At 71.3% G+C, this 25,590-nt stretch carries 26 protein-coding genes; 20 read left to right on the top strand and 6 right to left on the bottom strand.

Features of this window, described 5'->3' with window-relative positions:
- Positions 1-8: 8 nt before the first annotated feature.
- Together ACZ49B_RS00465 and nudC are read left to right on the top strand one after the other, a co-directional pair.
- Positions 9-1,415, top strand: a complete 1,407-nt coding sequence (locus ACZ49B_RS00465; RefSeq protein ID WP_468299028.1) for a dipeptidase — start codon at positions 9-11, stop codon at positions 1,413-1,415.
- A 128-nt stretch (positions 1,416-1,543) separates the two neighbouring features.
- Positions 1,544-2,485 carry an NAD(+) diphosphatase gene (gene nudC / locus ACZ49B_RS00470; RefSeq protein WP_468299030.1) on the top strand — a complete coding sequence of 314 codons (942 nt, stop codon included), beginning with the start codon at positions 1,544-1,546 and terminating at the stop codon, positions 2,483-2,485.
- Positions 2,486-2,617: 132 nt separating this feature from the next.
- On the opposite strand, the gene ACZ49B_RS00475 is transcribed toward nudC, so the two are convergent.
- Positions 2,618-2,878, bottom strand: coding sequence for a mycoredoxin (locus ACZ49B_RS00475; RefSeq protein WP_030291216.1), 261 nt, complete (start codon positions 2,876-2,878; stop codon positions 2,618-2,620).
- 131 nt (positions 2,879-3,009) lie between these two features.
- Here ACZ49B_RS00475 and ACZ49B_RS00480 point away from each other — a divergent pair, with 131 nt between their 5' ends.
- The 9 genes from ACZ49B_RS00480 to ACZ49B_RS00520 all read left to right on the top strand — a co-directional run bounded on the left by ACZ49B_RS00480 (position 3,010) and on the right by ACZ49B_RS00520 (position 9,299).
- Positions 3,010-5,244 carry an ATP-dependent DNA helicase UvrD2 gene (locus ACZ49B_RS00480; protein ID WP_468299033.1) on the top strand — a complete coding sequence of 745 codons (2,235 nt, stop codon included), beginning with the start codon at positions 3,010-3,012 and terminating at the stop codon, positions 5,242-5,244.
- Between the two features lie 167 nt (positions 5,245-5,411).
- Positions 5,412-5,747, top strand: coding sequence for a hypothetical protein (locus ACZ49B_RS00485; RefSeq protein WP_468299035.1), 336 nt, complete (start codon positions 5,412-5,414; stop codon positions 5,745-5,747).
- Between the two features lie 198 nt (positions 5,748-5,945).
- The gene (locus ACZ49B_RS00490; RefSeq protein ID WP_030153506.1) at positions 5,946-6,317 is read left to right on the top strand and encodes a WhiB family transcriptional regulator; all 372 of its coding nucleotides are present in this window, start codon (positions 5,946-5,948) and stop codon (positions 6,315-6,317) included.
- Positions 6,314-6,643 carry a hypothetical protein gene (locus ACZ49B_RS00495; protein WP_468299037.1) on the top strand — a complete coding sequence of 110 codons (330 nt, stop codon included), beginning with the start codon at positions 6,314-6,316 and terminating at the stop codon, positions 6,641-6,643. Before ACZ49B_RS00490 ends, ACZ49B_RS00495 begins: the two co-directional genes overlap by 4 nt.
- 234 nt (positions 6,644-6,877) lie before the next feature.
- On the top strand, positions 6,878-7,795 hold the full coding sequence (locus ACZ49B_RS00500) for a ParB/RepB/Spo0J family partition protein (RefSeq protein WP_468299039.1): 918 nt from the start codon (positions 6,878-6,880) through the stop codon (positions 7,793-7,795).
- A 32-nt stretch (positions 7,796-7,827) separates the two neighbouring features.
- Positions 7,828-8,406 carry an RNA polymerase sigma factor gene (locus ACZ49B_RS00505; protein WP_468299041.1) on the top strand — a complete coding sequence of 193 codons (579 nt, stop codon included), beginning with the start codon at positions 7,828-7,830 and terminating at the stop codon, positions 8,404-8,406.
- Entirely contained in the window at positions 8,406-8,687 is a 282-nt protein-coding gene (locus ACZ49B_RS00510; RefSeq protein WP_266996925.1) for a hypothetical protein, read from the top strand. The genes ACZ49B_RS00505 and ACZ49B_RS00510 overlap by 1 nt, the downstream gene beginning before the upstream one ends.
- An 82-nt stretch (positions 8,688-8,769) precedes the next feature.
- Entirely contained in the window at positions 8,770-9,000 is a 231-nt protein-coding gene (locus ACZ49B_RS00515; protein ID WP_468299044.1) for a hypothetical protein, read from the top strand.
- 92 nt (positions 9,001-9,092) lie between these two features.
- Complete coding sequence (locus ACZ49B_RS00520) at positions 9,093-9,299, top strand: hypothetical protein (RefSeq protein WP_366099922.1); 207 nt, start codon at positions 9,093-9,095, stop codon at positions 9,297-9,299.
- A gap of 54 nt (positions 9,300-9,353) precedes the next feature.
- Here ACZ49B_RS00520 and ACZ49B_RS00525 read toward each other — a convergent pair whose 3' ends face one another.
- Positions 9,354-10,682, bottom strand: a complete 1,329-nt coding sequence (locus ACZ49B_RS00525; protein ID WP_468299046.1) for an ABC1 kinase family protein — start codon at positions 10,680-10,682, stop codon at positions 9,354-9,356.
- A gap of 191 nt (positions 10,683-10,873) precedes the next feature.
- A complete protein-coding gene (locus ACZ49B_RS00530; RefSeq protein ID WP_468299048.1) occupies positions 10,874-11,980 on the bottom strand; it encodes a ThiF family adenylyltransferase in 1,107 nt (368 codons plus the stop codon).
- A gap of 213 nt (positions 11,981-12,193) precedes the next feature.
- Here ACZ49B_RS00530 and ACZ49B_RS00535 point away from each other — a divergent pair, with 213 nt between their 5' ends.
- The 4 genes from ACZ49B_RS00535 to ACZ49B_RS00550 all read left to right on the top strand — a co-directional run bounded on the left by ACZ49B_RS00535 (position 12,194) and on the right by ACZ49B_RS00550 (position 16,038).
- Positions 12,194-12,733, top strand: a complete 540-nt coding sequence (locus tag ACZ49B_RS00535; protein WP_468299050.1) for a M48 metallopeptidase family protein — start codon at positions 12,194-12,196, stop codon at positions 12,731-12,733.
- Positions 12,734-12,866: 133 nt separating this feature from the next.
- On the top strand, positions 12,867-14,564 hold the full coding sequence (locus tag ACZ49B_RS00540; RefSeq protein ID WP_468299052.1) for a TerD family protein: 1,698 nt from the start codon (positions 12,867-12,869) through the stop codon (positions 14,562-14,564).
- A 20-nt stretch (positions 14,565-14,584) separates the two neighbouring features.
- Positions 14,585-15,265: an AIM24 family protein gene (locus ACZ49B_RS00545; protein ID WP_356849952.1), complete on the top strand. Its 681-nt coding sequence runs from the start codon at positions 14,585-14,587 to the stop codon at positions 15,263-15,265.
- A gap of 17 nt (positions 15,266-15,282) precedes the next feature.
- Positions 15,283-16,038: an AIM24 family protein gene (locus ACZ49B_RS00550; protein ID WP_468299054.1), complete on the top strand. Its 756-nt coding sequence runs from the start codon at positions 15,283-15,285 to the stop codon at positions 16,036-16,038.
- Between the two features lie 67 nt (positions 16,039-16,105).
- Here ACZ49B_RS00550 and ACZ49B_RS00555 read toward each other — a convergent pair whose 3' ends face one another.
- Positions 16,106-16,630, bottom strand: coding sequence for an NUDIX hydrolase (locus ACZ49B_RS00555; RefSeq protein WP_468299056.1), 525 nt, complete (start codon positions 16,628-16,630; stop codon positions 16,106-16,108).
- Positions 16,627-18,084, bottom strand: a complete 1,458-nt coding sequence (locus ACZ49B_RS00560) for a zinc-dependent metalloprotease (protein WP_468299058.1) — start codon at positions 18,082-18,084, stop codon at positions 16,627-16,629. Before ACZ49B_RS00560 ends, ACZ49B_RS00555 begins: the two co-directional genes overlap by 4 nt.
- A gap of 192 nt (positions 18,085-18,276) precedes the next feature.
- Here ACZ49B_RS00560 and ACZ49B_RS00565 point away from each other — a divergent pair, with 192 nt between their 5' ends.
- From ACZ49B_RS00565 to ACZ49B_RS00580, 4 genes are all read left to right on the top strand, one after another.
- A complete protein-coding gene (locus ACZ49B_RS00565) occupies positions 18,277-19,431 on the top strand; it encodes an SDR family oxidoreductase (RefSeq protein WP_468299060.1) in 1,155 nt (384 codons plus the stop codon).
- A 224-nt stretch (positions 19,432-19,655) separates the two neighbouring features.
- The gene (locus ACZ49B_RS00570) at positions 19,656-20,117 is read left to right on the top strand and encodes a molybdenum cofactor biosynthesis protein MoaE (RefSeq protein ID WP_468299062.1); all 462 of its coding nucleotides are present in this window, start codon (positions 19,656-19,658) and stop codon (positions 20,115-20,117) included.
- Positions 20,118-20,376: 259 nt separating this feature from the next.
- Positions 20,377-20,574: a hypothetical protein gene (locus ACZ49B_RS00575; RefSeq protein WP_468299064.1), complete on the top strand. Its 198-nt coding sequence runs from the start codon at positions 20,377-20,379 to the stop codon at positions 20,572-20,574.
- Between the two features lie 116 nt (positions 20,575-20,690).
- On the top strand, positions 20,691-21,776 hold the full coding sequence (locus tag ACZ49B_RS00580) for a YlbL family protein (protein ID WP_468299066.1): 1,086 nt from the start codon (positions 20,691-20,693) through the stop codon (positions 21,774-21,776).
- Positions 21,777-21,989: 213 nt separating this feature from the next.
- On the opposite strand, the gene ACZ49B_RS00585 is transcribed toward ACZ49B_RS00580, so the two are convergent.
- Entirely contained in the window at positions 21,990-22,565 is a 576-nt protein-coding gene (locus ACZ49B_RS00585) for a PPA1309 family protein (protein ID WP_266663971.1), read from the bottom strand.
- 143 nt (positions 22,566-22,708) lie between these two features.
- Here ACZ49B_RS00585 and ACZ49B_RS00590 point away from each other — a divergent pair, with 143 nt between their 5' ends.
- Complete coding sequence (locus tag ACZ49B_RS00590; RefSeq protein WP_468299831.1) at positions 22,709-25,585, top strand: UPF0182 family membrane protein; 2,877 nt, start codon at positions 22,709-22,711, stop codon at positions 25,583-25,585.
- Positions 25,586-25,590: the final 5 nt, after the last annotated feature.

Consider the following 25,590-nt stretch of genomic DNA (forward strand, 5'->3'; position numbering starts at 1 on the left):
TCGTAGGCATGAGCGAAACCCCGGCGGACAGCGTCGTCCGCACGTACATCGAGACCCACCGCGCCGCCTTCCTCGACGACCTCGCCGAGTGGCTGCGCATTCCCTCCGTCTCGGCCCAGCCCGAGCACGCGGACGACGTACGTCGCAGCGCCGAATGGCTCGCCGCCAAGCTCAAGGAGACCGGCTTCCCGGTCACGGAGGTCTGGCCGACCCCCGGCGCGCCCGCCGTCTTCGCCGAGTGGCCGAGCGCGGACCCGGACGCCCCGACCGTCCTCGTCTACGGGCACCACGACGTGCAGCCCGCCGCCGTCGCCGACGGCTGGCACACCGACCCGTTCGAGCCGGTGATCCGCGACGGCCGGATGTACGCGCGCGGCGCCGCCGACGACAAGGGCCAGGTCTTCTTCCACACCCTCGGCGTACGGGCCCACCTGGCCGCGACCGGCGCCGACGCCCCGGCCGTGCACCTCAAGCTGATCGTCGAGGGCGAGGAGGAGTCGGGTTCCCCGCACTTCCGTGCCCTGGTCGAGCGCGAGGCGGAGCGCCTCGCCGCCGACGTCGTGATCGTCTCCGACACCGGCATGTGGTCCGAGACCACCCCCACCGTCTGCACCGGCATGCGCGGCGTCGCCGACTGCGAGATCGACCTCCACGGGCCCGACCAGGACATCCACTCCGGCGCCTTCGGCGGGGCCGTGCCCAATCCGGCCACCGTCGCCGCCCGCCTGGTCGCGGCCCTGCACGACGCGGACGAGCGGGTCACGATCCCCGGCTTCTACGACAACATCGCCGAGCTCACGGACGAGGAGCGGGCGCTGATCGCCGAGCTGCCGTTCGACGAGTCCGAGTGGCTGCGTACGGCCAAGTCGCACGCGGCCGCGGGCGAGAAGGGCTACTCCACCCTGGAGCGGGTCTGGGCCCGCCCGACCGCCGAGGTCAACGGCATCGGCGGCGGCTACCAGGGCCCCGGCGGCAAGACCATCGTGCCCGCCTCCGCCCACCTGAAGCTGTCGTTCCGCCTGGTGTCCGGGCAGGACCCGTACGAGGTCGAGGCGGCCGTCCGGGACTGGGTCGCGGCGCGCATCCCGGAGGGGATCCGCCACTCCATCGTCTTCGGCGCCCCCACCCGGCCGTGCCTGACGCCGCTGGACCATCCGGCGCTGCAGTCGGTCGTACGGGCCATGGGCCGGGCCTTCGGCGAGAAGGTCCGCTTCACCCGCGAGGGCGGCTCCGGACCGGCGGCGGACCTCCAGGACGTACTGGACGCGCCCGTCCTGTTCCTCGGCATCTCCGTGCCGTCCGACGGCTGGCACGCGCCGAACGAGAAGGTCGAGCTGGACCTGCTCCTCAAGGGCGTCGAAACGGCCGCCTACCTGTGGGGCGACCTGGCGGCCGGCCACGGGAAGCCCGCCTGACGCAAGCCCGCACCACTGCACCACCCGCACCACCGCACAGCCCGCACCACCGCACAGCCCGCACCACACGTACCGCCCGCACCGCACGTACCGAGTCACCGAGCCTGCCTGTCCCACCACCGGGGGAGTTGGAAGTACCTGTGAGCACCCATACCGAGCAGCCGATCTCGCTCACCGCGCCCAGCGGAATCGACCGCGCCGCGCACCACCGCCTCGACGAGGCCTGGCTCGCCGCGGCCTGGAGCCACCCGACGACCCGCGTGTTCGTCGTCTCCGGCGGTCAGGTCCTGATCGACGACACCCCCGACGGGGAGACCGGGATCGTGATGACCCCGGCCTTCGAGGCCCCGCTCACCGAGACGCACCGCTACTTCCTCGGCACCGACGAGGACGGCGTACGGTACTTCGCGCTCCAGAAGGACTCGCTGCCGGGCCGGATGGACCAGTCGGCCCGCGCGGCCGGCCTGCGCGAGGCCGGACTGCTGCTGTCCCCGCGCGACGCCGGGCTGATGGTGCACGCGGTGGCCCTGGAGAACTGGCAGCGGATGCACCGGTTCTGCTCCCGCTGCGGCGAGCGCACGGTGGTCGCGGCCGCCGGGCACATCCGCCGCTGCCCGGGCTGCGGCGCCGAGCACTACCCGCGCACCGACCCGGCCGTGATCATGCTGGTCACCGACGAGCACGACCGCGCGCTGCTGGGCCGCCAGGTGCACTGGCCGGAGGGGCGCTTCTCGACGCTGGCCGGATTCGTGGAGCCGGGCGAGTCGATCGAGCAGTCGGTCGTGCGCGAGGTGTGGGAGGAGGCGGGCGTCAGGATCGGCGAGGTCGAGTACGTCGCCAGCCAGCCCTGGCCGTTCCCGTACAGCCTGATGCTGGGCTTCACGGCGCGCGCCACCACGACGGAGATCACGGTCGACGGCGAGGAGATCCAGGAGGCCCGCTGGTTCTCCCGCGAGGAGCTGCGCGCGGCGTTCGAGTCGGGCGCGATGGTGCCCCCGTCGGGGATCTCCATCGCGGCCCGCCTGGTCGAGCGCTGGTACGGAGAGCCGCTGCCTCGCCCGCTCGCCTAGGGCGGACGGACGACGTAAGGCTTCTCACACAGCAGAAGGCCCCCGCCGCGGCGGGGGCCTTTCTGTTCACGCAGCTCGGTTCACGCAGCTCGGTTCACGCAGCTCGGTTCACGCAGTGCGCCGAGCTGCGGCTCAGACGGCGAGGGCCTGCTTGACCTGGGCCAGGCTCGGGTTGGTCATGACGGCCTCGGTGCCGGCCGGGGACACGACGAGGACGGTCGGAACCGTCTGGTTGCCGCCGTTCGCCTTCTCGACGAACGCAGCGGACTCGGGGTCCAGCTCGATGTTGATCTCGTTGTACGCGATGCCTTCCCGGTCCAGCTGGGTCTTCAGCCGGCGGCAGTAGCCGCACCAGGTCGTGCTGTACATCGTGACGGAACCCGTGTCCTGCATGCTGCGCTCTCCTCTGTGGGGTCTGGGTGGTCCGAGTACTCGAACGTACGGGACCGCGGGGCCATTCCCGCACCCGCGGTACGGCTGGTACGTCAAGTACGTCACGTCCGTCAAGGACACCGGTACGAAGAATGCCCGCACCCTGTGGACAAGTTTCCCGTGCGCCCCTGGAGACCTGGCAGCATGGCGGGGTGACATCAGCAACGCACCCCTCATCCTTCCCTGCCGGAGCCGACTCGGCCGACGCGGTGCTCCTGGGCCTGGACCCGGAGCAGCGCGAGGTCGCGACGACCCTGCGCGGGCCGGTGTGCGTGCTGGCGGGCGCGGGCACGGGCAAGACCCGGGCGATCACCCACCGCATCGCCTACGGGGTCCGCTCCGGGCAGCTGATGCCGGCCAGCGTGCTGGCCGTCACGTTCACCAACCGCGCCGCGGGCGAGATGCGCGGCCGCCTGCGCTCCCTCGGCGCGGGCGGGGTGCAGGCGAGGACGTTCCACTCCGCCGCCCTGCGCCAGCTCCACTACTTCTGGCCGAAGGCCATCGGCGGGGAGATGCCCCGGCTCGTCGAACGCAAGGTCCAACTGGTCGCCGAGGCGGGCGCGCGCTGCCGCATCCGGCTCGACCGGGGCGAGCTGCGCGATGTCACCGGCGAGATCGAGTGGGCGAAGGTCACCCAGACCGTGCCCTCCGACTATCCGGCGGCCGCCATCAAGGCGGGCCGCGAAGCCCCCCGGGACATGGCGGAGATCGCCCAGATCTACGGGACGTACGAGCAGCTCAAGCGCGACCGCAGCATGATCGACTTCGAGGACGTGCTGCTGCTCACGGTGGGCATCCTCCAGGACCGGCACGACATCGCGGAGCAGATCCGCAGCCAGTACCAGCACTTCGTGGTGGACGAGTACCAGGACGTCAGCCCGCTCCAGCAGCGGCTGCTCGACCTGTGGCTCGGCGAGCGCGACAGCCTCTGCGTCGTCGGCGACGCCAGCCAGACGATCTACTCCTTCACCGGGGCCACCCCGGACCACCTGCTGAACTTCCGCACCCGCTACCCGCAGGCCACCCTGGTCAAGCTGGTCCGGGACTACCGCTCCACCCCCCAGGTGGTGCACCTCGCCAACGGGCTCCTCGCCCAGGCCAAGGGCCGCGCCGCCGAACACCGCCTCGAGCTGGTCTCCCAGCGCGAGCCCGGCCCCGACCCGGTCTACGCCGAGTACCCGGACGAGCCCGCCGAGGCCGAGGGCGTCGCCATCCGGATCCGGGACCTGATCGCGGCGGGCGTCCCGGCCGGCGAGATCGCCGTGCTCTACCGCATCAACGCCCAGTCCGAGGTCTACGAGCAGGCCCTCGCCGACGCCGGGGTCCCGTACCAGCTGCGCGGCGCCGAGCGCTTCTTCGAGCGGGCCGAGGTGCAGAAGGCGATCCTCGCCCTGCGCGGCGCCGCCCGCTCCGGCGGCAACGACCCGCTGCTCGACGACGTGGTCGAGCTCGGCTCCCAGGTCCGGGCCGTGCTCAGCTCCACCGGCTGGACGAGCGAGCCGCCCGCGGGCTCCGGCGCGGTCCGCGACCAGTGGGAGTCCGTGGCCGCCCTGGTCCGGCTCGCCGAGGACTTCGCCCGGAGCCGGCCCGGGGTCACCCTGGCCGACCTGACCGTCGAGCTGGACGAGCGCCGGGCCGCCCAGCACGCCCCGACCGTCCAGGGCGTCACCCTCGCCTCCCTGCATGCGGCGAAGGGCCTGGAGTGGGACGCGGTGTTCCTGGCCGGCCTGACCGACGGCATGCTGCCGATCACGTACGCCAAGACCGACGAGCAGGTGGAGGAGGAGCGCCGGCTGCTCTATGTCGGCGTCACGCGGGCGCGGTTGCACCTGACGCTGTCCTGGGCGCTCTCCCGGGCTCCGGGCGGCCGGGCCTCCCGACGCCCCAGCCGCTTCCTGAACGGGCTGCGGCCGGGCTCTGCGGCCCCGGGCGGCCGGGCGGGCGCCGGGGGCGCCCCGGCCGAGCGGGGGGTCCGCAAGCGGGGCCGTCGCGGCCCGGCGCTGTGCCGGGTGTGCGGCAAGACGCTGACCGAGGCCGGCGAGCTGAAACTGATGCGCTGCGACGACTGCCCGTCCGACATGGACGAAGGCCTCTACGAGCGGCTGCGGGAGTGGCGCGCGGGGCAGGCCAAGGAGCAGGGCCTGCCCGCGTACTGCGTGTTCACGGACCGGACGCTCGTCGCGATCGCCGAGGCCGCGCCGTCCGAGGAGGGCGAGCTCTCGATGATCTCTGGAGTCGGCGGCCGCAAGCTCGACCGGTACGGAGCCGACGTCCTGGCCATCTGTGCAGGTCAGGAGCCTGGGGGCGCGGAAGCTGACGACGCGTAGAAACTCGTCGGAAAAATAGTTTGCACATGCCCAGCGAATCCCCATAGGTTCTTAGCAACGGAAACGGTGGCTTCTCCGAAGCTCCGGATCCGTGCTGTACTTATCCGAATACGTATGGGACAGGCCCCCGGGCCCCGTCCCCGAGACGCCGAGAGGAGGCGAGACCAGTGACCAGCTTCATCACCAGCAACAAAATGACCGATCGCTCGGTCGCCGCTTCCTGCACGCTCGGCTCCTCCTCGCTCCTCCCGCTCCTGGGTACCGGTCTGTCTGCGATGTGCGCTGACAGCCGCGCCCTGCTGGCCGCGCCCGCCGCGCGCCTTGCGAGCGAGCGGAATGAGCGACCGACCCAGGCACCGGTGGCAGTACTGGAAGCCCAGGCGCACGGCGCCTATGGGTTTGCGGCCGCAGCCGGTGCCGGATCCCAGACGAAGCAGACGAAGCAGCAGCACCACCTGATGTGGGCCTTCCGCGGGCTCGAACCCTGGAGTGATCCAGCCTGATTCCAAGATCAGGCCGGCGCCTTCAGGGCCGCGGAACCCCACCCGGGATCCGCGGCCCTTCTGTTTGTCCCCGAACGGGGACGACGGCACGAAGGAGCCTCGGGACTGGCAAGACCAGTCGGTGTGAGACGTAGCCCAGCCGCCCCCGGCCGAACCCGGCCGGAACGACTAGCCAAACAAGACGAGGAAGAAAACACCGTGCAACTCGAAGCGCACGCCCCGTCCGTACCGCAGACCCAGACGATCTCCCCGCCCGCAGTCCCGGAGGACTCCACCTTGACTCCCCTCACCGCGCTGACCGCGCTCGACGACGCCATCGAGAACCTCGGCGTACCCGTCGCCTGCCGTACCTACGACCCCGAGGTCTTCTTCGCCGAGTCCCCGGCGGACGTCGAGTACGCCAAGTCCCTGTGCGCCACCTGCCCGCTGGTCGAGGCCTGCCTCGCCGGTGCGCTCGAGCGCCGCGAGCCCTGGGGTGTCTGGGGTGGCGAGCTGTTCGTCCAGGGTGTCGTCGTAGCCCGGAAGCGCCCCCGTGGCCGTCCGCGCAAGAACCCGGTTGTTGCGGCATGACCGCCATCGGAACCATCGACCGCCCCCTGACGCACGACCCCTTGAAGCAGGCCTCCATGACCGCCCACACGACGAGCGAGCAGCCGTACGGCTCCGCCACCGCAGACTTCATCACCGCCGGCGCGATCACCTCGCGTCAGAACAGGACTCGCGAAATGCAACTCATCCCAGAAGCCCTGGCTCGTGCCCATATGGACGACCGCATGCGTGAGGTCGACGCCGAGCGTCAGGCCCTGCGCCTGGTCGCCGCCCGTCGCATGCAGCGGCGAGCCGAGCGCGTCTCGCTGCGCGCCCGGCGTGCACTCGCCATGGCCGTCATGCACTGACAGCCGAAGAAGACAGAACGTCGGCCCTCACCAACCGGTTCACCGGAGGTGGGGGCCGACGTCCGTTTTCGGCGGTGCGCACGAGCCGGCGACCTGCTGGTGCGTCAGGACCTGGTCCCACGAGCCCCCGCGCGCTGATGACCCGGTGAGCACGGCGGACCGTCGCCCGGCACGACGGACTCCCGCAGGGCCCCTAGGGTGCAGGGCATGCAGCGTGACACGAGGCGCGCCCCGATGGCAGTGAAGCCGGCCGAGCTCGCGCACAACCCGTTCAATCCGCGTCTCCGGCTCGGCGACATCGAGGAGATAGCCAGGTCGCTGACCACCAGGGGACAGATCCAGGCCGTCACCGTGGTGCGGCGCGAAGCCTTCCTCGCCGTCCACACCGGGCAGGAGCACGTACTCGGCGAGGCGGACTACGTCGTGGTCGACGGGAACCGCAGGCTGGCCGCGGCCCGGGTGGCCGGGCTCGCCGAGCTGAGGATCGACATCCGTGACGAACTCGCGGCGAGCGCCGAGGAGATGCTCGAGACGGCGCTGATCACCAGCATCCACCGCGCCGATTTAGGGCCGCTGGAGGAGGCCATGGCGATCCGGCAGCTGGTCCTGGCGTACGGTCGCCAGAAGGACGTGGCGGCGAAGCTCGGCAAGACCGCCGCCTGGGTCTCGCAGCGGCTCGCTCTGCTCAAGCTCACCGATGACCTGAAGGACAAGGTCCGCAGCGGCGAACTCCCGGTGAAGGACGCCCGTCGCATCGGCGGGCTGGCCGCAGAACGGCAGCAGGCGGAGGCTGAGCAGGCGATGAGCCGGGCCAAGTCCGCGCGCAGGACGCCGACTCGGTCCGCGACCGGCTCCGGCGCCGCTGTGGCCGGTACCGGCGAACTGGTTAACCCGGTTAACCCGGTCCAGGTGTTCGCCGCGTACGTCGACCGCGCCGTGGAGTTCGCATCCAGCATGAAGGGTGTTGCCGCCGCGTACCGGGATGCCGCCACGGCCGACCAGGACGAGGCGGACCGCATGGTGGCGCGCCTGCTGGAGCGGATGGACCGGGTCGCACGGCACCTGCGCGACCAAGAGGTTCCGGCCGTCCCCGGCCCCTCGTGCCGCACCGCGGTCGCGGCACAGCCCCTTGACGCCGACCTGGCACCGTAGGCGAAGGCGGGGCAAGCAGAAAGGAGTTGTGGGTGAACAGTTTCGCCGGGAGCAGTCTCGTCAACCGCCGCGTCAGGATCTACCGGAAGACGCCGGAGATCGTCGCCGTGCAGCGGGCACTGATCGCGGAGCAGTTCGCGGCATGCCAGCGGATCGCGTTCACCACGTGCTCCGATCCGCGCGTGGACATCGAATGCGTCGTCGAGGACGCGTACGCCCGGCTCTGCGCCGACTGGGTGCGTCAACAGAACCGGGCGGTGGAATCGTTGCGCCGACTGGTGAAGTTCTACGCTCGCGAGGCGCTCAAGGACTTGCCGGACACCTGGTCCGGCAAGAGCTGGAGCAGCAATGAGTACGCCGTTCTCTTCGCCGACGTAGCCGACCCCGAGGTGATGCTGGGGCTGCGGGCCATCGACGGGATGCCCGACGCGATGAAGCGGGTCTTCGAGGCCCGCCGGGTCTTCGCCTATCCCATGGCTCTGGCCGCAGACCGGCTCGGGGTCTCCATCAACTCGGTCGGGACCACGAAGGCGGATGCCCGCATCAGCGCCGTGACGGACCTCGACGCCGTGGTGACGTTCTTCGCAGATCACATGGAAGGAGGTTCCTGATGCCCGGCAAGGACGCTCGACACAGCGCACTGACCGACCAGCGCTACGCACGAATCATGGAGAAGGCCGATGCGATCCAGGCTCGGCAGCACCGGGAAGACGAACAGACCAGCGTGGTTCTCGGCACGACCTCGCTCGCCACCCTCACGGCCGCCGTGAGTCTGATGGTGACCCTCACCGCCGCAGACATCTCCACGGTTCTCATTCCCGTGATCATGTCCGTATTCGCGGTCATCCCAGGCGTGGTCACGCTCTACCTGCGCTTCAAGAACCGACACTGACAAGCGGGCCCGCCCTCTCACCGACCGTCTCTCACAACACCCGATGAGGGGCCGGCCCACGGCGTATCCGGAGGGACACACCATGTGCAATCGTTGCACAAGCAGCTCACAGACACCCGAGCAGCCGGAAATCAGTCCAGAACCGACCACGGGAGCGACGGCGGCGACCGAACTGCCGCACAAGGCGGTGCGCTGGCTGCCCGATCCCGTCTCCCGGCTGGGCGCTACCTTCTACGCCTTCGCCGGCGCGGTGCTCTGGGAAACCCTGAGCTACGCGGCGCACCACGTCGACCTGACGATCACCCTGGTGTGAGCCGAGGCGGATGAGCCGAGTGGAGGGGAACCGTCCCCTCCGCCGGTGCGTTGCGCGCGGCTGTCGGCTCCGGACGGAGATATCGTCTGGAGGTGGACCAGCCGAATCCCCACCCCGCCCCGTCGGGACCCGAGGCCCAGCCCGCCGTCTGTGCGCGCTGCGGCAAGAAGGCACCCGACGGCGCCCCGCCCACCTGGACCTGCTCGGTGGAGAACGGGACCAGACAGTACTTCTGCGTCGACTGCGCGCGCGCCAACCTCAGGGCGATCGAGGGCCGCCTCGATTCGTCCTGGTGGTGACCTAGAGCCCCAAGGCCTCGGGCCCGCAGGCCTCGGACCGCAGGGTCTGTGCGCTCACTCCTCGGGCAGGAAACCCGGGAGCCAGGACTCCAGTTCACTCCGCAGCCGTACCGTCGCGCCCAGCTGGCAGAGCACCCCGATGGTGCTCAGCGTCACCCGGTGGATCAGCAGGTACGAGGGCGGCAGGTTGATCTGCCGGCCCAACTGGTGTGCGGGGGACCGGGGATCGGCGATCCGGGCCGCCTGCCCGCGCAGCCACGGCCGCGTGAAGGTGAACTCCTCGGCCTGGGCGGGCTCGATGATGGGCAACAGGTAGTCCAGCACCGCCTCCGGGTCCAGTTCTATGGACTCCTTCACGAACCCCTCGGCGCACAGGTGCCCGTATATCCCCTCGGCATCGCCCTCGAGCGTCATCCGCAGCGATGTGCCGATGGACTTGGGCAACCCGCCGGGCAGCCGGTCGACGGTGCCGAAGTCCAGCACGCCGAGGCGCATCCGGCCGTCCGCCCCCGTCAGCAGGCGGAAGTTGCCCGGGTGCGGATCGGCGTGCAGCAGCCCGGTGCGGGCAGGCCCCGAGAAGAGGAACCGCGCCAGCAGCTGACCGGCGCCGTTGCGCTCCTCCTCCGTGCCGTCCGCTATCACCTCCGACAGCGGGGTCCCCTCCATCCACTCGGTCACCAGCACCTGGTCGCCCTGGTGCACGACGTCCGGTACGACGACGTCCTCGTCGCCCTCGAACGCCTCCGCGTGGATCCGCTGGGCCTCGGCCTCGAGCTCGTAGTCCAGCTCCTCCGAGACCCGGTCCCGCAACTCCTTGATCAGCGGCTTGACGTCCATGCCGGGAATCAGCGGCCCCAGCAGCCCAGCGAACCGGGCCAGTTGCTTGAGGTCCGACAGCAGCGCCTCGCCGGCTCCCGGGTACTGGACCTTCACCGCGACCTGCCGGCCGTCGTGCCACACCGCCCGGTGCACCTGCCCGATCGAGGCGGCCGCGGCCGGCTTGTCCTCGAACTCCTCGAACAGGTCCCGCCAGTCGGCGCCCAGCCGGTCCGCCAGCACCTGGTGCACCGTCTCGGCCGGCAGCGGCGGGGCCGCTTCCTGAAGCTTGGTCAGCGCCGCCCGGTACGGCCCGGCGACCTCCTCGGGCAGGGCCGACTCGAAGACCGAGAGCGCCTGCCCGAACTTCATGGCGCCGCCCTTCAACTCCCCGAGCGTGCGGAACAGCTGCTCGGCGGTCCGCTGCTGGAGCTCGCGCGCCACGATCTCCGCAGACTTGCCCCCGATCCGCTTCCCAAGCCCCCAGGTGACCCGGCCCGCGAAGCCGAGCGGCAGCGCGGCCAGCTTGACGGTACGGGTGACCGCCTTCCGGGGAAGATCAGACATGTGCCCCTCCAATTCCCAGACTGCTGTCCCGCAAGCGGCGGTTCAGGTTGACCCTCGGCCAACCGCATCCTGTCATGGCGCCCCCGCCCCACCCCGTCCGAGGCACCCGTCCCGGACCAGGCACCGATCCGGCCATCGCCGCACGGCATGCACCCCCGTGGGACAGCACGCCCGGACAGCGGATCGAGCGCTCACGGCCCCACCGCCTGCTCCGCCGGGACCCGGGCTGCCGCGCAGGGGCAGGCGGCGTGCGGGTGGAGCGGGGTCCGGTCCCAGTGGAGGCCCGGGAGCGCGGCTTCCCAGCGGGAGGCCGTGGAGGCGGGGAGTTCGCCGTCGAGGAAGGACAGGGCGTGGGCCGCGGCGAGGCCGGCCACCGCCGTGGCCAGGCCGAGGTCGCAGGCCGCGGCGGTCCGGCGGCGGTGCGCCGAGCGCCACTGGACCAGCATCCGGGGCCAGGCCGGGTCGGACTCGACCCGGTCGCGTTCCATGCAGCCCGCGCACGCCGTGGCACCCGGCAGCACCAGCGGCCCCACCAGCCCGGTGCCCTCCAGCACCCCGGCATACAGATGAGGGGTACCGGTGGCGATCCAGTCGGCCGCGAGCCCCGGATCCGGGGCCCATGCCTGCAGGCCGTCCCGGGGCGCGACCACGACCAGGGACACCCCCGGCGCGGGTCCCTCGTGCTCCGCGGTCCGCGGCGCGCGCCCCGGGGCCGATGTGCGCACCAGCCCGGCCGCGGCCTCGGCCCGCAGCCGGCCGATGCTGCCGGGCCCGAGACCGCCCGGAGCCACGTCCGCCGGCTCCACGCGGCCGCCGTCGAGGACCTCGACCCGGCCCACGCCGGCTCCCGCCAGGACCCCGGCGATCACCCCGCCCACCCGGCCGCTCCCGCGCACCTGGACCCGTATGGCCCGGCGCGCCGCGACGCCCCGCAAGTCCCCTCCCGGGTCGCGGTGGACCAGCGAGAGCGAGGCCAGATCGGGGCCGAGCCGCTCCAGGGTCTCCGGTCGTTTGCGCACGGCCTGGGCCCGCGGCCCGCCCGCGGTGGCATCGTCCAGCAGCCCGGCCGCCGCCAGCCTCCGCACCAGCGCGTCCACCTGCCCCTCCGGCAGCCCCACGGCCGCCGCCTCCGCGCGCAGCAGTTCCATGCCCCGCGTCCCGTCGATCCGGTCGAGGAGCGATCCCGTCGCCGTGTCCACCGGGCCGAGCACCACCGCATGCGCGGGCGTCACCCCGAACTGCACCGTCTGCAGATCCCGCCAAGCCCTCGCCAGCGCCGGCTTCACCTTCGGATACATGGCCTTTTCCCCCCTCGTACGAACTCCGCCGTTTTCCCTTCCCCCGCAGAGTGCCCGCCCGCCGCATTCCGTGCGCGCATTTGTCCACAGGCAAGGGTTATTAGGCATATGAGATGAAGAAAAGGGGTGTTTCCTGTACCGGCTCCGAATCGGTCATGTTCGAACCGTGGAGCAGGGCGACTTCCTCCACGGCGAGCGGGTACGGTCTTGGGCGTGTCCGCCGACCCACAGCAGCGCGCCGTCGAAGTCCGCCGGAGCGCGCGCCGCCGCAGGACCGTATCCGCCTATCGCGAGGGTGACCGTACGGTCGTCCTCATCCCTGCCCGGATGTCCGAGGCCGAGGAACAGCGCTGGGTGGGGGTCATGCTCGACAAGCTGGCCGCGCAGGAGAGCAAGCGCACCCTCGGGGACGCGGAACTCACCGAGCGCGCCGAGCGTTTGTCCGAGCAGTACTTCGGCGCCCGTGCCCGCCCCCGCTCGGTGCGCTGGGTCACCAACCAGAACACCCGCTGGGGCTCCTGCACCCCGGCCGAAGGCAGCATCCGGCTCTCGCACCGCCTCCAGGGGATGCCGGAGTACGTCGTCGACTACGTGCTGCTCCACGAACTCGCCCACCTCCTCGTGCCCGGCCACGGCCCCCGCTTCTGGGAGCTGCTCGAGGCCTACCCGCGCACCGAGCGGGCCCGCGGCTACCTCGAGGGCGTGGTCGCCGCCGAGCGCCTCCCCAAGGTCCCGGCGGCCCGCGAGGAATGACGCCGTCCGCTCACCGTCGGGCCCGGAGGTATCGATATGTACCGGGTCGGTACCGGCTTGGCCGGATGTCGGCAGATGCAGCTAGCCTGAGCGGCACGCATTTCACTGTCGGGATGGGGGACGGTCGTTACGTATGGCCAGGGAATTCCAACGCGGTCACAAGGCCAAGATCAGCGATCTGACGGCAGGCACCGATCTGTACGTGGGCGTCCAGATCGCCGGCCCCGGACTCGCCTTCGACATCAGCTGCTTCGGTCTCGACGCCAACGAGCAGCTGTCGGACGACCGCTACTTCGTCTTCTACAACCAGCCGAAGTCGCCTGAGGAGTCCATTCAGCAGCTCGGCACGCAGGCCGGCGACACCGAGTCCTTCCGGGTGACGCTGGACCGCGTTCCGGCGAGCATCCACAAGCTGTCGTTCACCGCCACGATCGACGGCGCCGGACAGATGTCGCAGATCGGCCCGGGTTACATCCGGATCGTGGCCGGTGGCGAGGAAGTCGTCCGGTACTCCTTCACGGGCGCGGAGTTCAGCACCGAGCGCGCGGTGATGCTCGGCGACTTCTACCTCAAGGACGTGTGGCGCTTCGCCGCCGTCGGCCAGGGCTTCGACGGCGGACTCGCCGCCCTGCTGAAGAACTTCGGCGGCGAGGTCGCCGAGGAGGACCAGGCGCAGGCCCAGCAGCAGCCGCAGGCCCCCGCCCAGGCCCAGTCCGGCGCCGCGCCGGGATTCGCCCCGCCGCCGCAGGCAGCCGCCCCGGCGCCGTCCTTCGGCGCCCCGGCCCAGGCCCCGCAGGCCCCGCAGGCCCCGCAGGCACCTCAGCCCCCGCACGTCCCGCAGCCGGCCCCGGCCCCCGCCCCCGTGCACTCGGCCCCGACCATGGTCGGCCCGATCACCACCCCGCCGGCCCCCGCGCCGTACGGCCAGCCGCCCCACGCCCCGCAGCCGCCCGGCCCGCCCTCGTACGGGCAGCAGCCGCAGCCCTCGTACGGCCAGATGCCCGGCCACGGCCAGGTCCCGCCGCCGGCCCCGGCCCCCGCGCCGTACGGCCAGCAGCCCCCCGGCTACGGCCAGGTCCCCGGCCAGCAGCCGCCCCCGTACGGCCAGGCGCCCGGGCAGATGCCCGGCCAGCAGCCCGGCTACGGCCAAGGCGTCCCGCAGGCCGCCGGTGCCGGCCTCGCCGCCGCCCTCCAGCCGTACAAGGAAGTCCCCACCGGCACCCGCTGGACCGCGCAGAACCAGCAGCTCGTGCGGGTCGACCTGGCGATGGGCGGCCAGCCCGTCCTCGCCCGCCAGGGCAGCATGGTCCTCTACCAGGGCAAGGTCGACTTCAGCTACAAGGGCGCGGGCTTCGCCGGCCGCATCGTCGGCAACGCCACCGGCCAGGAGATGCAGCTGATGCGCTGCAGCGGCCGCGGCCAGGTCTTCCTCGCCGAGAACGGCGCGCACCTGCACGCCATCGAGCTCCAGGGCGACGGAATCTGCGTCTCCGCCGAGAGCGTCCTCGCCTTCGACGAGTCCCTCCAGCACGAGGTCCGCCGCATCGAGGGCCACGGCATCCCCGGCGGCGCCCTGTTCACCATGCTGTTCCAGGGCTCCGGCACGGTGATCGTCAAGACGCACGGCACGCCGGTCGTGCTGCCCGTCACCCCGACCACCTTCGCCGACAGCAACGCCATCGTCGCGTGGTCCGCGGCCTCCCAGGTGATCGTCTCCAGCCAGGTCCGGCTGCGGCGCAACGCCTACCCCGGCCACAGCGGGGAGACCGTGAACCTCCAGTTCCGCGGCGCTCCCGGCAACTTCATCGTCGTCCAGCCGTACGAGGTCTGAGGGAGCCCGTCATGAACGCAATGAACCAGCAGCTCGCGGGCTACGCCCCCACCCCCGTCACGGCCCGCATGGAGAACCACGGCCGGGCCATGCTCAAGGTCGCCATGCAGAGCGGCCAGGACCTCTTCGCGCGCACCGGATCGATGGTCGCGTACGAGGGCTTCGTCCAGTACGAGCCCAACCCGCCGGCCCTGCGCCAGATGGCCTCGCAGTGGCTCACCGGCGAGGGCGCCCCGCTGATGAAGTGCACCGGCGACGGCCTGCTCTACCTCGCCGACTACGGCGCCGACGTCGTCGTGATCAACCTCAACAACGACGCGCTGTCGGTCAACGGCACCAACCTGCTCGCCTTCGACGCCCACCTCCAGTGGGGCGTCGAACGGGTCAAGGGCATGGCCAAGTTCGCCGGCCAGGGCCTGTTCAACGTGCAGATCGCCGGCACCGGCTGGGTCGCGATCACCTCCCGCGGCACCCCGATCGTGGTCGACTGCGGCCGCGGTGAGGACGAGACGTACGTCGACCCGGACGCGCTCGTCGCCTGGTCCCCGAACCTCAAGGTGAAGGGCAAGCGCAGCTTCAAGGCCTCGTCGATGATCGGCCGGGGCAGCGGGGAGGCCTACCAGATGGCCTTCTCCGGCCAGGGCATCGTCGTCGTACAGCCCAGCGAGGACAGCACCGACCGGCTCCGGACCCGGGGCTGAGGGGGAGCGGACACATCATGCAGAGCGCACTTTTCGCCCACGCCGAGGCGCAGTCCCAGGAGCGGTACGCCGTCCAGAACCCGCAGCTGCTGCGGGTCACCCTGACCGGCTCCGACGACGTGCTCGCCCGCAAGGGCGCCATGGTCGCCTACCAGGGGATCGTCGACTTCGACGGCGAGTACCAGAGCACCAACCAGCGCAACGCCCGCCGCCGCACCGGCGAGGGCCTGGACCTGATGCGCTGTTCCGGGCAGGGCACGGTCTACTTCGCCAACCTCGCCCAGTACGTGCACGTCGTGGACGTCGACCACGACGGGCTGACCGTCGACAGCAGCTACGTCCTGGCCATGGACTCCACCCTGCACTCCGAGGTCATCGCGGTGGACAGCCAGTACGGGATCTCCGGCTCCGGCAAGTACCAGCTCAACATCTCCGGCCGCGGCAAGGTCGCGCTGATGACCTCCGGGCAGCCGCTGATGATGCAGGTCACGCCCGACAAGTACGTCAACGCCGACGCGGACGCGATCGTCGCCTGGTCCACCTCGCTGCGCGTGCAGATGCAGGCCCAGACGCACTCCACCGGCGTCTGGCGGCGGCGCGGCAACACCGGCGAGGGCTGGGAGCTCAGCTTCCTCGGCACCGGCTTCGCGCTGGTGCAGCCGAGCGAGGTGCTGCCGCCGCAGAACTCCCAGCTCGGGCAGGGCATCGCCGCGCAGTACGGCATGGGCCAGCACGGCGCCCACGCCCAGAACCAGAACAACGCCTGGAACTGACCGGCCACGTACGGAAGGGGCGGCTCCGCGGATGCGGGGCCGCCCCTTCCGGGCTGTTCAGAGGGCGTCAGAGCCGCGCCCGGGTCGCCTCCAGCAGCCGCACGACCGAGGTGTCGGCCACCGCCGCCACTTCCTCGTACGGGAACCAGCGCAGGTCCAGCGACTCCTCGCTGATCTCCGCGACCGCGTCGGCCGGCGCCAGCGCCGCGTACTGCACGTCCAGGTGCCAGTTGCACGGCGCCGGGATCGGATGCCGGTCCAGCCGCACCGGGCCGCCCGGCAGCAGGGTCAGCCCGGACGCGATGCCCGACTCCTCGACGGCCTCGCGCAGCGCGGCCCCGGCGAGGGTGGTGTCCTCGGGCTCGCAGTGGCCGCCCATCTGGAGCCAGATGCCGAGCTTCTTGTGCAGGGTCAGCAGGACGCGCCCGCCCACCGGGTCGACGACCAGCGCGCTGCCGGTGATGTGCCCGGTCTGGCAGGGCTTGTAGACCCCGTCGGGGTGCGCGGCCAGGTGCTCCAGATAGCGGTCCCTCAGTTCGGGCTGGCCCTCGTACTGCTTGAGGACCAGCACCGCGTCGTCGTACAGGCTCACTTCTTCGCTTCACCCTCGCCGTCGGAGTCGGAGTCGGAGCTGCTCTGCTCCTCCTGGGCACCCTGCTTGCCCTGGTCGCGCTTCTGCGCCGCCTCGCCGAGCATCTTGTCGATCTCGGAGAAGTCCAGCTGCTCACGGTGCACGAACCCGTCCGGGTCGTCCAGGTCGGAGGCCGTCGGCAGCATGTCCGGGTGCTCCCACAGGCCGTCGCGGCCGTCCACGCCGCGCGCGTCGGTCAGCGAGGCCCACAGCCGCGAGGCGTCCCGCAGCCGGCGCGGGCGCAGCTCCAGCCCGATCAGCGTCGCGAAGGTCTGCTCCGCCGGGCCACCCGAGGCGCGCCGCCGGCGCATGGTCTCGCGCATGGCGTCCGCCGAGGTCAGCCGGGGCTTGGCCGCCTCGTGCACGACCGCGTCCACCCAGCCCTCGACCAGTGCGAGCGCCGTCTCCAGGCGGGCCAGCGCGGCCTTCTGCTCGGGGGTGTCCTGCGGCTGGAACATGCCGCCCTGCAGGGCTTCCTGCAGCTGCTCCGGGTTCGACGGGTCGAGCTGGCCGACCACGTCCTCCAGCTTCGAGGTGTCGACCTTGATGCCCCGGGCGTACCCCTCGACCGCGCCCAACAGGTGCGAGCGCAGCCACGGCACGTGCGCGAAGAGCCGGGCGTGGGCCGCCTCGCGCAGGGCCAGGTACAGCCGCACCTCCTCGGCGGGGACGCCGAGGTCCTTGCCGAAGCTCTCGATGTTCAGCGGCAGCAGGGCGGCCTTGCCGGCCGGGCCCAGCGGCAGGCCGATGTCGGTCGAGCCGACGACCTCGCCCGCGAGCACGCCCACGGCCTGGCCGATCTGCTGGCCGAACATGGCCCCGCCCATCGAGCGCATCATGCCGAGCAGCGGGCCCGCCATGGCCTGCATCTCCTCGGGCAGCACGCTGCCCATGGCCGCGCCGACGCGCTCGGCGACCGGGTCGACGAGCTCCTTCCACACCGGGAGGGTCGCCTCGACCCACTCGGCGCGGCTCCACGCGACGGCCGTCGTGGCGCCCGAGGCCAGCGAGGTCACCCCGTCCAGCCAGTGGTCGGCGAGGCGCACGGCCTCCTCGACGGCGGACTTCTCGGCGACGCCGACGCTCGTGTCCTTCACCCCGTCCGTGCCCTGGGCGACGGTCTGGCGGGCGATGTCCTTGGCCATGTCCCAGTTCACGGGACCGCCCTCGTAGCTGAGCATCTGGCCGAGCTGCTGGAAGGCCGCGCCGAGGTCGTTCGGGTTCATCGATCCGAACATCGCCGCGAACGGATTGTCCGCGCCGCCGGGGCCGCCGGCGCCGCCAGGCAGGCCCATGCCGGGGAACCCGAACGGATTCGGGCCGCCCTGACCGCCCTGATTGCCCTTCTTGTTGCCCTCGTCGCCGTTCTCCGGCTCCTCCGGCGGAAGGCCGAATCCGAATGGGGTGTCGCTCACGGGTTTCCTCGGCTCGTAGGGCCGCCGGCGAGGGCCGACGGGAAATGGTCCGACAACACCACCCAGCGTAGACACCACACCCGCTTCCGGGCTCGGTGCTCCGCCGACTCCTGGGCTGCGGCAGGATGGACATCACCTGGTAGGTACGCGTCACGGCGCGTCCCTACTGAAGACAACCGCTGGAGACGCCTGGTGAGTTCCCCAGATCCGCAGGTTCGCGCGCCGCACGACGCCGAAAACCGCCCTGAGCACGGCGAGAGCGCCCATGGCGTTCGCCAGCCGCGAAACCAGGCAGCCCGAGGCCCCGTGATCGCCGTGACCGGTGCCGCCTCCGGGGTCGGGGCGGCCCTGGTGGCCCGCCTGGCCGCTTCCGACGAGGTCAAGCAGGTCGTGGCGATCGACGAGCGGCGCGGCGAGTGCGCGGCCGCGCAGTGGCACGTCCTGGACGTACGGGACCCCGCGATCGCCGAGAAGCTGCGCGGCGCCGACGTGGTCGTCCACCTGGCGCTGGACCTCGACCTCGAGACGGACCCGGCGGCCCGTACGGCGTACAACGTGCGCGGGACCCAGACCGTGCTGACGGCCGCCGCGGCGGCGGGGGTGCACCGGGTCGTGCTGTGCACCTCGGCGATGGTCTACGGGGCCCTGCCTGACAATGACATCCCGCTGTCGGAGGACGCCGAGCTGCGGGCCACGGCCGAGGCGACCGGCGTCGGCGACCTGCTGGAGATCGAGCGGCTGGGCCGCCGGGCCCCCCGGGCGCACCCCGGCCTGAACGTCACGGTGGTCCGCCCTGCGGTCCTGGTCGGCGGCACGGACACCGCCCTGACCCGCTACTTCGAGTCACCGCGCCTGCTGGTGGTGGCCGGATCCCGGCCGACCTGGCAGTTCTGCCACGTCGAGGACCTGGTCAGCGCGCTCGAGTACGCAGCCCTGGAGAAGGTCGAGGGCGAGCTCGCGGTGGGCTGCGAGGGCTGGCTGGAGCAGGAGGAGGTCGAGGAGCTGAGCGGCATCCGCCGCATGGAGCTCCCGTCGGCGGTCGCGCTGGGCGCGGCGGCCAGGCTGCACCGGATCGGCCTGACGCCGTCCCCGGCGGGCGACCTCGCGTACACGATGCACCCGTGGGTGGTCAGCGTCAGCGGGCTGCACGCGGCGGGCTGGCGGCCGCGCTGGACCAACGAGGAGGTGCTGGCCGAGCTCCTCCAGGAGGTCGCGGGCCGGCACACGGTCGCGGGCCGCCGCCTGGGCCGCAAGGACGCCACCGCCGCGGGCGCCGCGGGCGCGACGGTGGCCCTGCTGGGCGCCGCCGCGGTCGTCCGGGCCGCCCGCCGCCGCCGAGGCCTCTGACCGGCACCGCCCCCCTCCGGGGCCTGCCCCGGCCCGGGACCCGGCCCCGGCCCCGGGACCCGGCCCCGGCCCCGGCCCCGGGTGCCGGCCCAGGTCCGGGCCTCGGGGGTGTCTTGGTTCGGGGAGCGGGCGGGGGGTTCTGTAGGAGGCTCCATATCCGCAGGCCGCACAGCCGGTCGAATTGGCTATTCCGGGATGTGAGAGCGGTGGTGCACGATGGCTGCATGGCACCGCACTTCGACCACCCCGGCGAGCAGGCCGCTCCGGACCCGATCCGGCTGCTCGAGATCCGCGAGACTCCGCTCTCGATCGACGAGGTCTTCACGGCCGTCGGCGACGACGCGACGGGGGGCACGACGCTCTTCGTCGGCACGGTGCGCAACCACGACAGCGGGGCGGACGTCGACGCGCTCGGCTACTCCTGCCACCCCTCGGCCCAGGCCGAGATGCGGCGCATCGCCGAGCGCGTGGTGGCCAAGTACCCGGTCCGCGCCCTGGCCGCCGTACACCGCATCGGCGACCTGTCCGTCGGCGATCTCGCGGTGATCGTGGCCGTGTCGTGCCCGCACCGCGGCGAGGCCTTCGAGGCCTGCCGGATGCTGATCGACGACCTGAAGCACGAGGTCCCGATCTGGAAGCACCAGACCTTCTCGGACGGTACGGAGGAGTGGGTCGGCGCCTGCTGAAGGCGTTCGGGCAGGGCTCCCGGCCGACGGTTCGGCGGGCGGGCTCCGGCGCGGCCGTGCGACGCCTGCGAGGCGCCCGGCGCCGCGCAGCGCGAGGGCGGCCGCGAAGCAGGGGACCCGGGCGTCAGGAGGTTTTCGCGAACCGGTACTGTCCCACCCGTTCGGCCGCGCAACACGCCCTCGATTTGCGTAACCCCCTCCCGGGCACGAGCGTTGAAGCCACCAACGACACGTACTTTCGGGGCAGGGAGGCACGTCCATGGCGTCACTGGCGTGGTTGCTGATTCCGCTGTTCGCCGCCATCGGAGCGGCGATATGGGGCAGCTGGGCGGCGCGCGACCGTACTCAGGGTGACATATCCGAACTCGCGGGCTACGCGAGGTTCCGTGAAGTGATGGACAAGTCCGATCAGGCCAGGGCGAAGGCAGCGGCCCATTCCGGTTCCGACGCGGTGTGACGCGTCCCGGGCGAGGCCCCCTCGGCGCCTGAGAATCCGCTGAGAGTTCCGCGTACGGGCGCCGTACGGACCGGCCCCGGCGGCCGCCCGTCAGGGCCGTCCCGTACTGTCGATCCATGCCACGCCGCACTGCGACGATGCTCGCCTCCACCCTCATGCTGTTCGCGCTGCTCTGCGCAGGGGTGTTCATCACGGTCCCGTACTCGGAAATGAGCCCGGGCCCCACGGTGAACACGCTCGGGGACTCGCGCGGCGAGCCCGTCATCAGCATCGCGGACCACAAGACGTACCCGACCAGCGGGCACCTCAACATGACGACGGTCCGCGTCACGGGCGCCGACTACGACATGAACCTGCTCGAAGCGGTCTACGGCTGGCTGTCCGACGACAACATCGTCGTCCCGCACGAGAACCTCTACCCGGACGGGAAGACGGAGGAGCAGTCCACCCAGGAGAACGCGGAGGAGTTCAGCCAGTCGCAGGAGAGCGCCAAGGTGGCGGCCCTCAAGCAGCTGGGCACGCCGGGGGTCACCTCCCGCGTCGTGGTCTCCACCGTCGTCAAGGGCAGCCCCGCCGAGGGCAAGCTGCACGCCGGTGACGTGATCCGGGCGGTCGACGGCAGCCCGGTCAACGCCCCCGAGGACGTGGCCAAGCTCGTCACCAAGCGCAAGGCCGGGGAGCCGGTCGAGTTCACCATCGTGCCCACGGCCGAGGCGGCCGAAGCCGAGAAGGCCCACCGCGAGCCCACCCAGTCGACCAAGGTCGTGATCACCACCGCCAAGGCGGAGGGCGACGGGCACGCCATCGTCGGCATCCGGGCGGGCACCGACCACACCTTCCCCTTCACGATCGACATCAAGCTCGCCGACGTCGGCGGACCGAGCGCGGGCCTGATGTTTGCCCTCGGCATCGTCGACAAGCTCACCCCGGGCGATCTGACCGGCGGCAAGTTCGTCGCGGGCACCGGAACCATCGACGAAGCGGGCAAGGTCGGCCCCATCGGCGGCATCCAGATGAAGACGATCGGCGCCCGCCAGGCCGGCGCCGAGTACTTCCTGACGCCCGCCGAGAACTGCTCCTCCGCCGCCCAGCACATCCCCGACGGCCTGACCCTCGTGAAGGTCTCCACCATCGGCGACGCCACCCAGGCGCTGGAGAAGATCAGCAAGGGGGACACGGCCGGGCTGCCGCAGTGCGGCTAGGAGGTGTCGTCAAAGTCCCGTCTGGCCGGCGGGGCCCGGCACGCGCGCTCGCCGCGTTGTCGTCGGTCGACGACGCGAGCGTCGCCTCCCTCCTCCGCCTTGCGATCACACGCACCAGACCCCGCCGGCCCCGCCCTCACGGGCGGACGACGCTACTTAGACGACACCCCCTGGCCCTGACCGGTCCGCCGAAGACGAGGCGGCCGGCCCCGCTCAGTCCAGGAACGTCGCCGCCAGCGCGTCGGCCAGGCCCGGGACCAGGCTCGCGCCGGTCAGCACCTCCGTCGACGAGTCCTTCTCGCGCAGGCGCACGGCAGACTCCCGCGACCCGTCGCGCAGCACGCCCACGGTGAGCCGCACCTCCTGCCGGTCCGGGTGCGCGGCGACCCACTTGGCCAGCTGCTTGTCGCCCAGACCCTCCGGTACCGAGGCCTCCGCGGACGGCGGCAGCATCAGCCGCTCCACCGTCAGCGCGCAGCCGACGATCGACGGGGGCCACGCGATGGTTCCCAGGAACTTGTCCAGCGGCGTGCCCTTCGGCACCTCGTCCTGCTCGATCGGCGTGAGCTGGCTCTTGCCCGCGTCGTCCTGGTCGAGGCCGAGCTGGCTCGCGAGCCGGGGCTCCGACGTGCGGAGCTTGGCGGTGTCGACGAGCGCGAACAGCCGGGCGGGCTTGTCCCAGCCGAGGGTGGAGGCGTACTCGTCGATCTCGAGGACGGCACGCGTCAGGGGTGTGGCCGCCATCGGCGTGCCACCCGGGGAAGGCGAAAGGTTGGACATGGACAACATCCTGCCTCCTTTCCGCCCGATACCGGGAACTGACTAAAGCCTCAGTAAGTTGCATGAGTGGGCCCTACCATCGGGGGCCCAGCTTGAGAAATGTCCAGTAACGAGACTCAGCGACTTTCGAGGTGCGCACCTTGGCTTTCCAGATGCCGGACCGCGGCGGAGGCCCCTCCGGGCCACGGATGAGAGTCGGCCGCCCCTCCCGGCGTGCCCGAACTCTTCTGATGACCTTGGGCGTACTGGCCGTCCTCGGCATGGCGTTCATCATGTTCGCGGGCTTCTGGACGGACTGGCTCTGGTTCCGCTCCGTGAAGTACTCGACCGTCTTCACCACCACCCTGTGGACCAAGATCGGCCTCTTCGCCGTCTTCGGCCTGCTGATGGCGGGTGCCGTCGGGCTGAACATCTGGCTGGCGTACCGGCTGCGGCCGCCGCTGTCCGCGATGTCGATGGAGCAGCAGAGCCTCGACCGCTACCGGATGAGCGTCGCCCCGTACAAGACGTGGCTGCTCCTCGGGATCGCGGCGCTCGTCGGCATGATCGCGGGCGCCTCGGCGGCGGGCCAGTGGAAGACCTGGCTGATGTACGTGAACGGGGTGCCCTTCGGGCAGAAGGACCCCCAGTTCCACCTGGACGTGTCGTTCTACACCTTCGACCTGCCCTGGTACCGCTTCCTGCTCGGCTTCGGCTTCGCCGCGGTCGTGCTGTCGGTGATCGCCGCGGTCGTCGTCCACTACCTGTACGGCGGGCTGCGCGTGACCAGCCCGGGCGCCCGGGCCACCGCCGCGGCGACCGGACACCTGTCGGTGCTGCTCGGCCTCTTCGTGACGCTGAAGGCGCTCGCGTACTGGCTCGACCGGTACGGCCTCGCCGTGAAGTCCAGCGACTTCAAGGCCGCGGACAACTGGACCGGCCTGCGCTACGTCGACGCGAACGCGTACCTGCCGGCGAAGACGATCCTCGTCGCCATCGCCGCCATCTGCGCCGTGCTCTTCTTCGCGACGCTGTGGCGCCGCACCTGGCAGCTGCCCGTCATCGGCTTCGGCCTGATGGTGCTCTCGGCGATCCTGATCGGCGGGCTCTACCCGGCGATCGTGCAGAAGTTCCAGGTCCAGCCGAACGAGCAGGCCAAGGAATCGCCGTACGTCGAGAAGAACATCAAGGCGACGCGCGACGCGTACGGGATCGACCAGTCCGACGTGAAGGACTACCCGGGCGTCCCGCAGACCGAGGACAAGACCAAGCTGCGGCAGGCGGCCAACACCACCGCCAGCGTCCGGCTCCTCGACCCGAACATCGTCTCGCCGGCCTTCCAGCAGCTCCAGCAGGTCAAGGGCTACTACGCCTTCCCGTCCACGCTCGCCGTGGACCGGTACAGCGGCCAGGACACGGTCATCGGGCTGCGCGAGCTGAACATCGGCGGCATCCCGAAGAACAACTGGATCAACGACCACTTCAAGTACACGCACGGCTACGGCGTGGTCGCTGCCAAGGGCACCACCGTGAAGGACGGCGCTCCCGACTTCACGCAGTCCGACCTGCCCTCCAAGGGGATGTTCGGCACGGACTTCGAGCAGCGCATCTACTACGGCGAGCAGACGAAGCAGTACTCGATCGTCGGCGGACCGCAGAAGGAGCTCGACTACTCGGACGACAAGGGCGAGAAGGAGACGAGCTACAAGGGCGACTCCGGCGTCAACCTCGACAACCCGGTCAACCGGGCGGCGTACGCGCTCGCGTTCAGCGAGCCGCAGATCCTTTACTCCGGCGCCATCGGCGACGGTTCGCGGATCCTCTACCACCGCACGCCCAAGGAGCGCGTCGAGGCCGTCGCCCCGTGGCTGACCATCGACGGCGCCCCGTACCCGGCGGTCATCGACGGCCGGATCAAGTGGATCGTCGACGCGTACACGACGACGAACGGCTACCCGTACGCCTCGCGCACCACGCTGGGCCAGAGCACCGCGGACTCGCTCACCAACAGCCAGCGCGCGGTGGTGGCCCAGGAGAACCAGGTCAACTACATCCGCAACTCGGTCAAGGCCACCGTCGACGCGTACGACGGCACGGTCGACCTGTACCAGTGGGACACCGAGGACCCGGTCCTGAAGACCTGGATGAAGGCGTTCCCGGGGACGGTCAAGCCCAAGAGCGACATCTCCAAGCCGCTCATGAACCACCTGCGCTACCCGCAGGACCTGTTCAAGGTCCAGCGTGAGCTGCTCACCCGGTACCACGTCACGGACCCGCAGACCTTCCTCAGCGGCAGTGAGGCCTGGGCCGTCCCGGACGACCCGACGACCAAGGCCGGCACGGCGGTCCCGCCGTACTACCTGTCGATGAAGATGCCGGACCAGAAGGAGAAGGACCAGGTCTTCTCGCTCACGACGACGTTCACGCCGAACGAGCGGGACAACCTGAGCGCCTTCATGGCGGTCAACGCCGATCCGGGCACGGCGGACTACGGCAAGATCAGAATCCTGAAGCTGCCGACCAGCAAGCCGGTCGACGGCCCCAAGCAGGTGCAGAGCAAGTTCCAGTCCGAGCCGAAGATCGCCGAATCGATCCGGCTGCTGCGCGGCGGCGACTCCGAGGTCGAGTACGGCAACCTGCTCGCGGTGCCGCTCGACGGCGGGATGCTGTACGTGGAGCCGGTGTACGTGCGCAGTTCGGGGCTGAAGTACCCGCTGCTGCGCAAGGTGCTGGTGACGTACGGCGGCCAGACCGCGTTCGAGGACTCCCTGGAGAAGGCGCTGAACGTGGTCTTCGGAGCCGAGGCGCCGACGGTGCCCACGACTCCCGTGACCCCGCCCGGCGAAGGCACCACCACGCCCCCGACCGCCACGGACCCGACGGTCAAGACGGCCCTCGACGATGCGAAGAAGGCGATCGAGGCAGCCGAGAAGGCCCGTCAGGCAGGCGACTGGGCGGCCTTCGGCAAGGCCCAGGACGACATCAAGGCGGCGCTGCAGCGGGCGATCGACGCGGAGGCGAAGCTGACGGCCCCGACGCCTGGTGGTTGATCGGT

The sequence above is a fragment of the Streptomyces sp. NPDC031132 genome, assembly GCF_055570595.1.

Bases quoted from the DNA above. Each gene is read 5' to 3' on its own strand.
- ACZ49B_RS00475 (WP_030291216.1), bottom strand. From the start codon at position 2,878: ATGCAGGACACGGGTTCCGTCACGATGTACAGCACGACCTGGTGCGGC.
- ACZ49B_RS00575 (WP_468299064.1), top strand. From the start codon at position 20,377: ATGGCGTCACTGGCGTGGTTGCTGATTCCGCTGTTCGCCGCCATCGGA.
- ACZ49B_RS00465 (WP_468299028.1), top strand. From the start codon at position 9: ATGAGCGAAACCCCGGCGGACAGCGTCGTCCGCACGTACATCGAGACC.
- ACZ49B_RS00550 (WP_468299054.1), top strand. From the start codon at position 15,283: ATGCAGAGCGCACTTTTCGCCCACGCCGAGGCGCAGTCCCAGGAGCGG.
- ACZ49B_RS00545 (WP_356849952.1), top strand. From the start codon at position 14,585: ATGAACCAGCAGCTCGCGGGCTACGCCCCCACCCCCGTCACGGCCCGC.
- ACZ49B_RS00580 (WP_468299066.1), top strand. From the start codon at position 20,691: ATGCCACGCCGCACTGCGACGATGCTCGCCTCCACCCTCATGCTGTTC.
- ACZ49B_RS00585 (WP_266663971.1), bottom strand. From the start codon at position 22,565: ATGTTGTCCATGTCCAACCTTTCGCCTTCCCCGGGTGGCACGCCGATG.
- ACZ49B_RS00570 (WP_468299062.1), top strand. From the start codon at position 19,656: ATGGCACCGCACTTCGACCACCCCGGCGAGCAGGCCGCTCCGGACCCG.
- ACZ49B_RS00510 (WP_266996925.1), top strand. From the start codon at position 8,406: ATGCCCGGCAAGGACGCTCGACACAGCGCACTGACCGACCAGCGCTAC.
- ACZ49B_RS00515 (WP_468299044.1), top strand. From the start codon at position 8,770: ATGTGCAATCGTTGCACAAGCAGCTCACAGACACCCGAGCAGCCGGAA.
- ACZ49B_RS00480 (WP_468299033.1), top strand. From the start codon at position 3,010: ATGCCCGCACCCTGTGGACAAGTTTCCCGTGCGCCCCTGGAGACCTGG.
- ACZ49B_RS00500 (WP_468299039.1), top strand. From the start codon at position 6,878: ATGGCAGTGAAGCCGGCCGAGCTCGCGCACAACCCGTTCAATCCGCGT.
- ACZ49B_RS00540 (WP_468299052.1), top strand. From the start codon at position 12,867: ATGGCCAGGGAATTCCAACGCGGTCACAAGGCCAAGATCAGCGATCTG.
- ACZ49B_RS00525 (WP_468299046.1), bottom strand. From the start codon at position 10,682: ATGTCTGATCTTCCCCGGAAGGCGGTCACCCGTACCGTCAAGCTGGCC.
- ACZ49B_RS00590 (WP_468299831.1), top strand. From the start codon at position 22,709: ATGCCGGACCGCGGCGGAGGCCCCTCCGGGCCACGGATGAGAGTCGGC.
- ACZ49B_RS00495 (WP_468299037.1), top strand. From the start codon at position 6,314: ATGACCGCCATCGGAACCATCGACCGCCCCCTGACGCACGACCCCTTG.
- ACZ49B_RS00530 (WP_468299048.1), bottom strand. From the start codon at position 11,980: ATGTATCCGAAGGTGAAGCCGGCGCTGGCGAGGGCTTGGCGGGATCTG.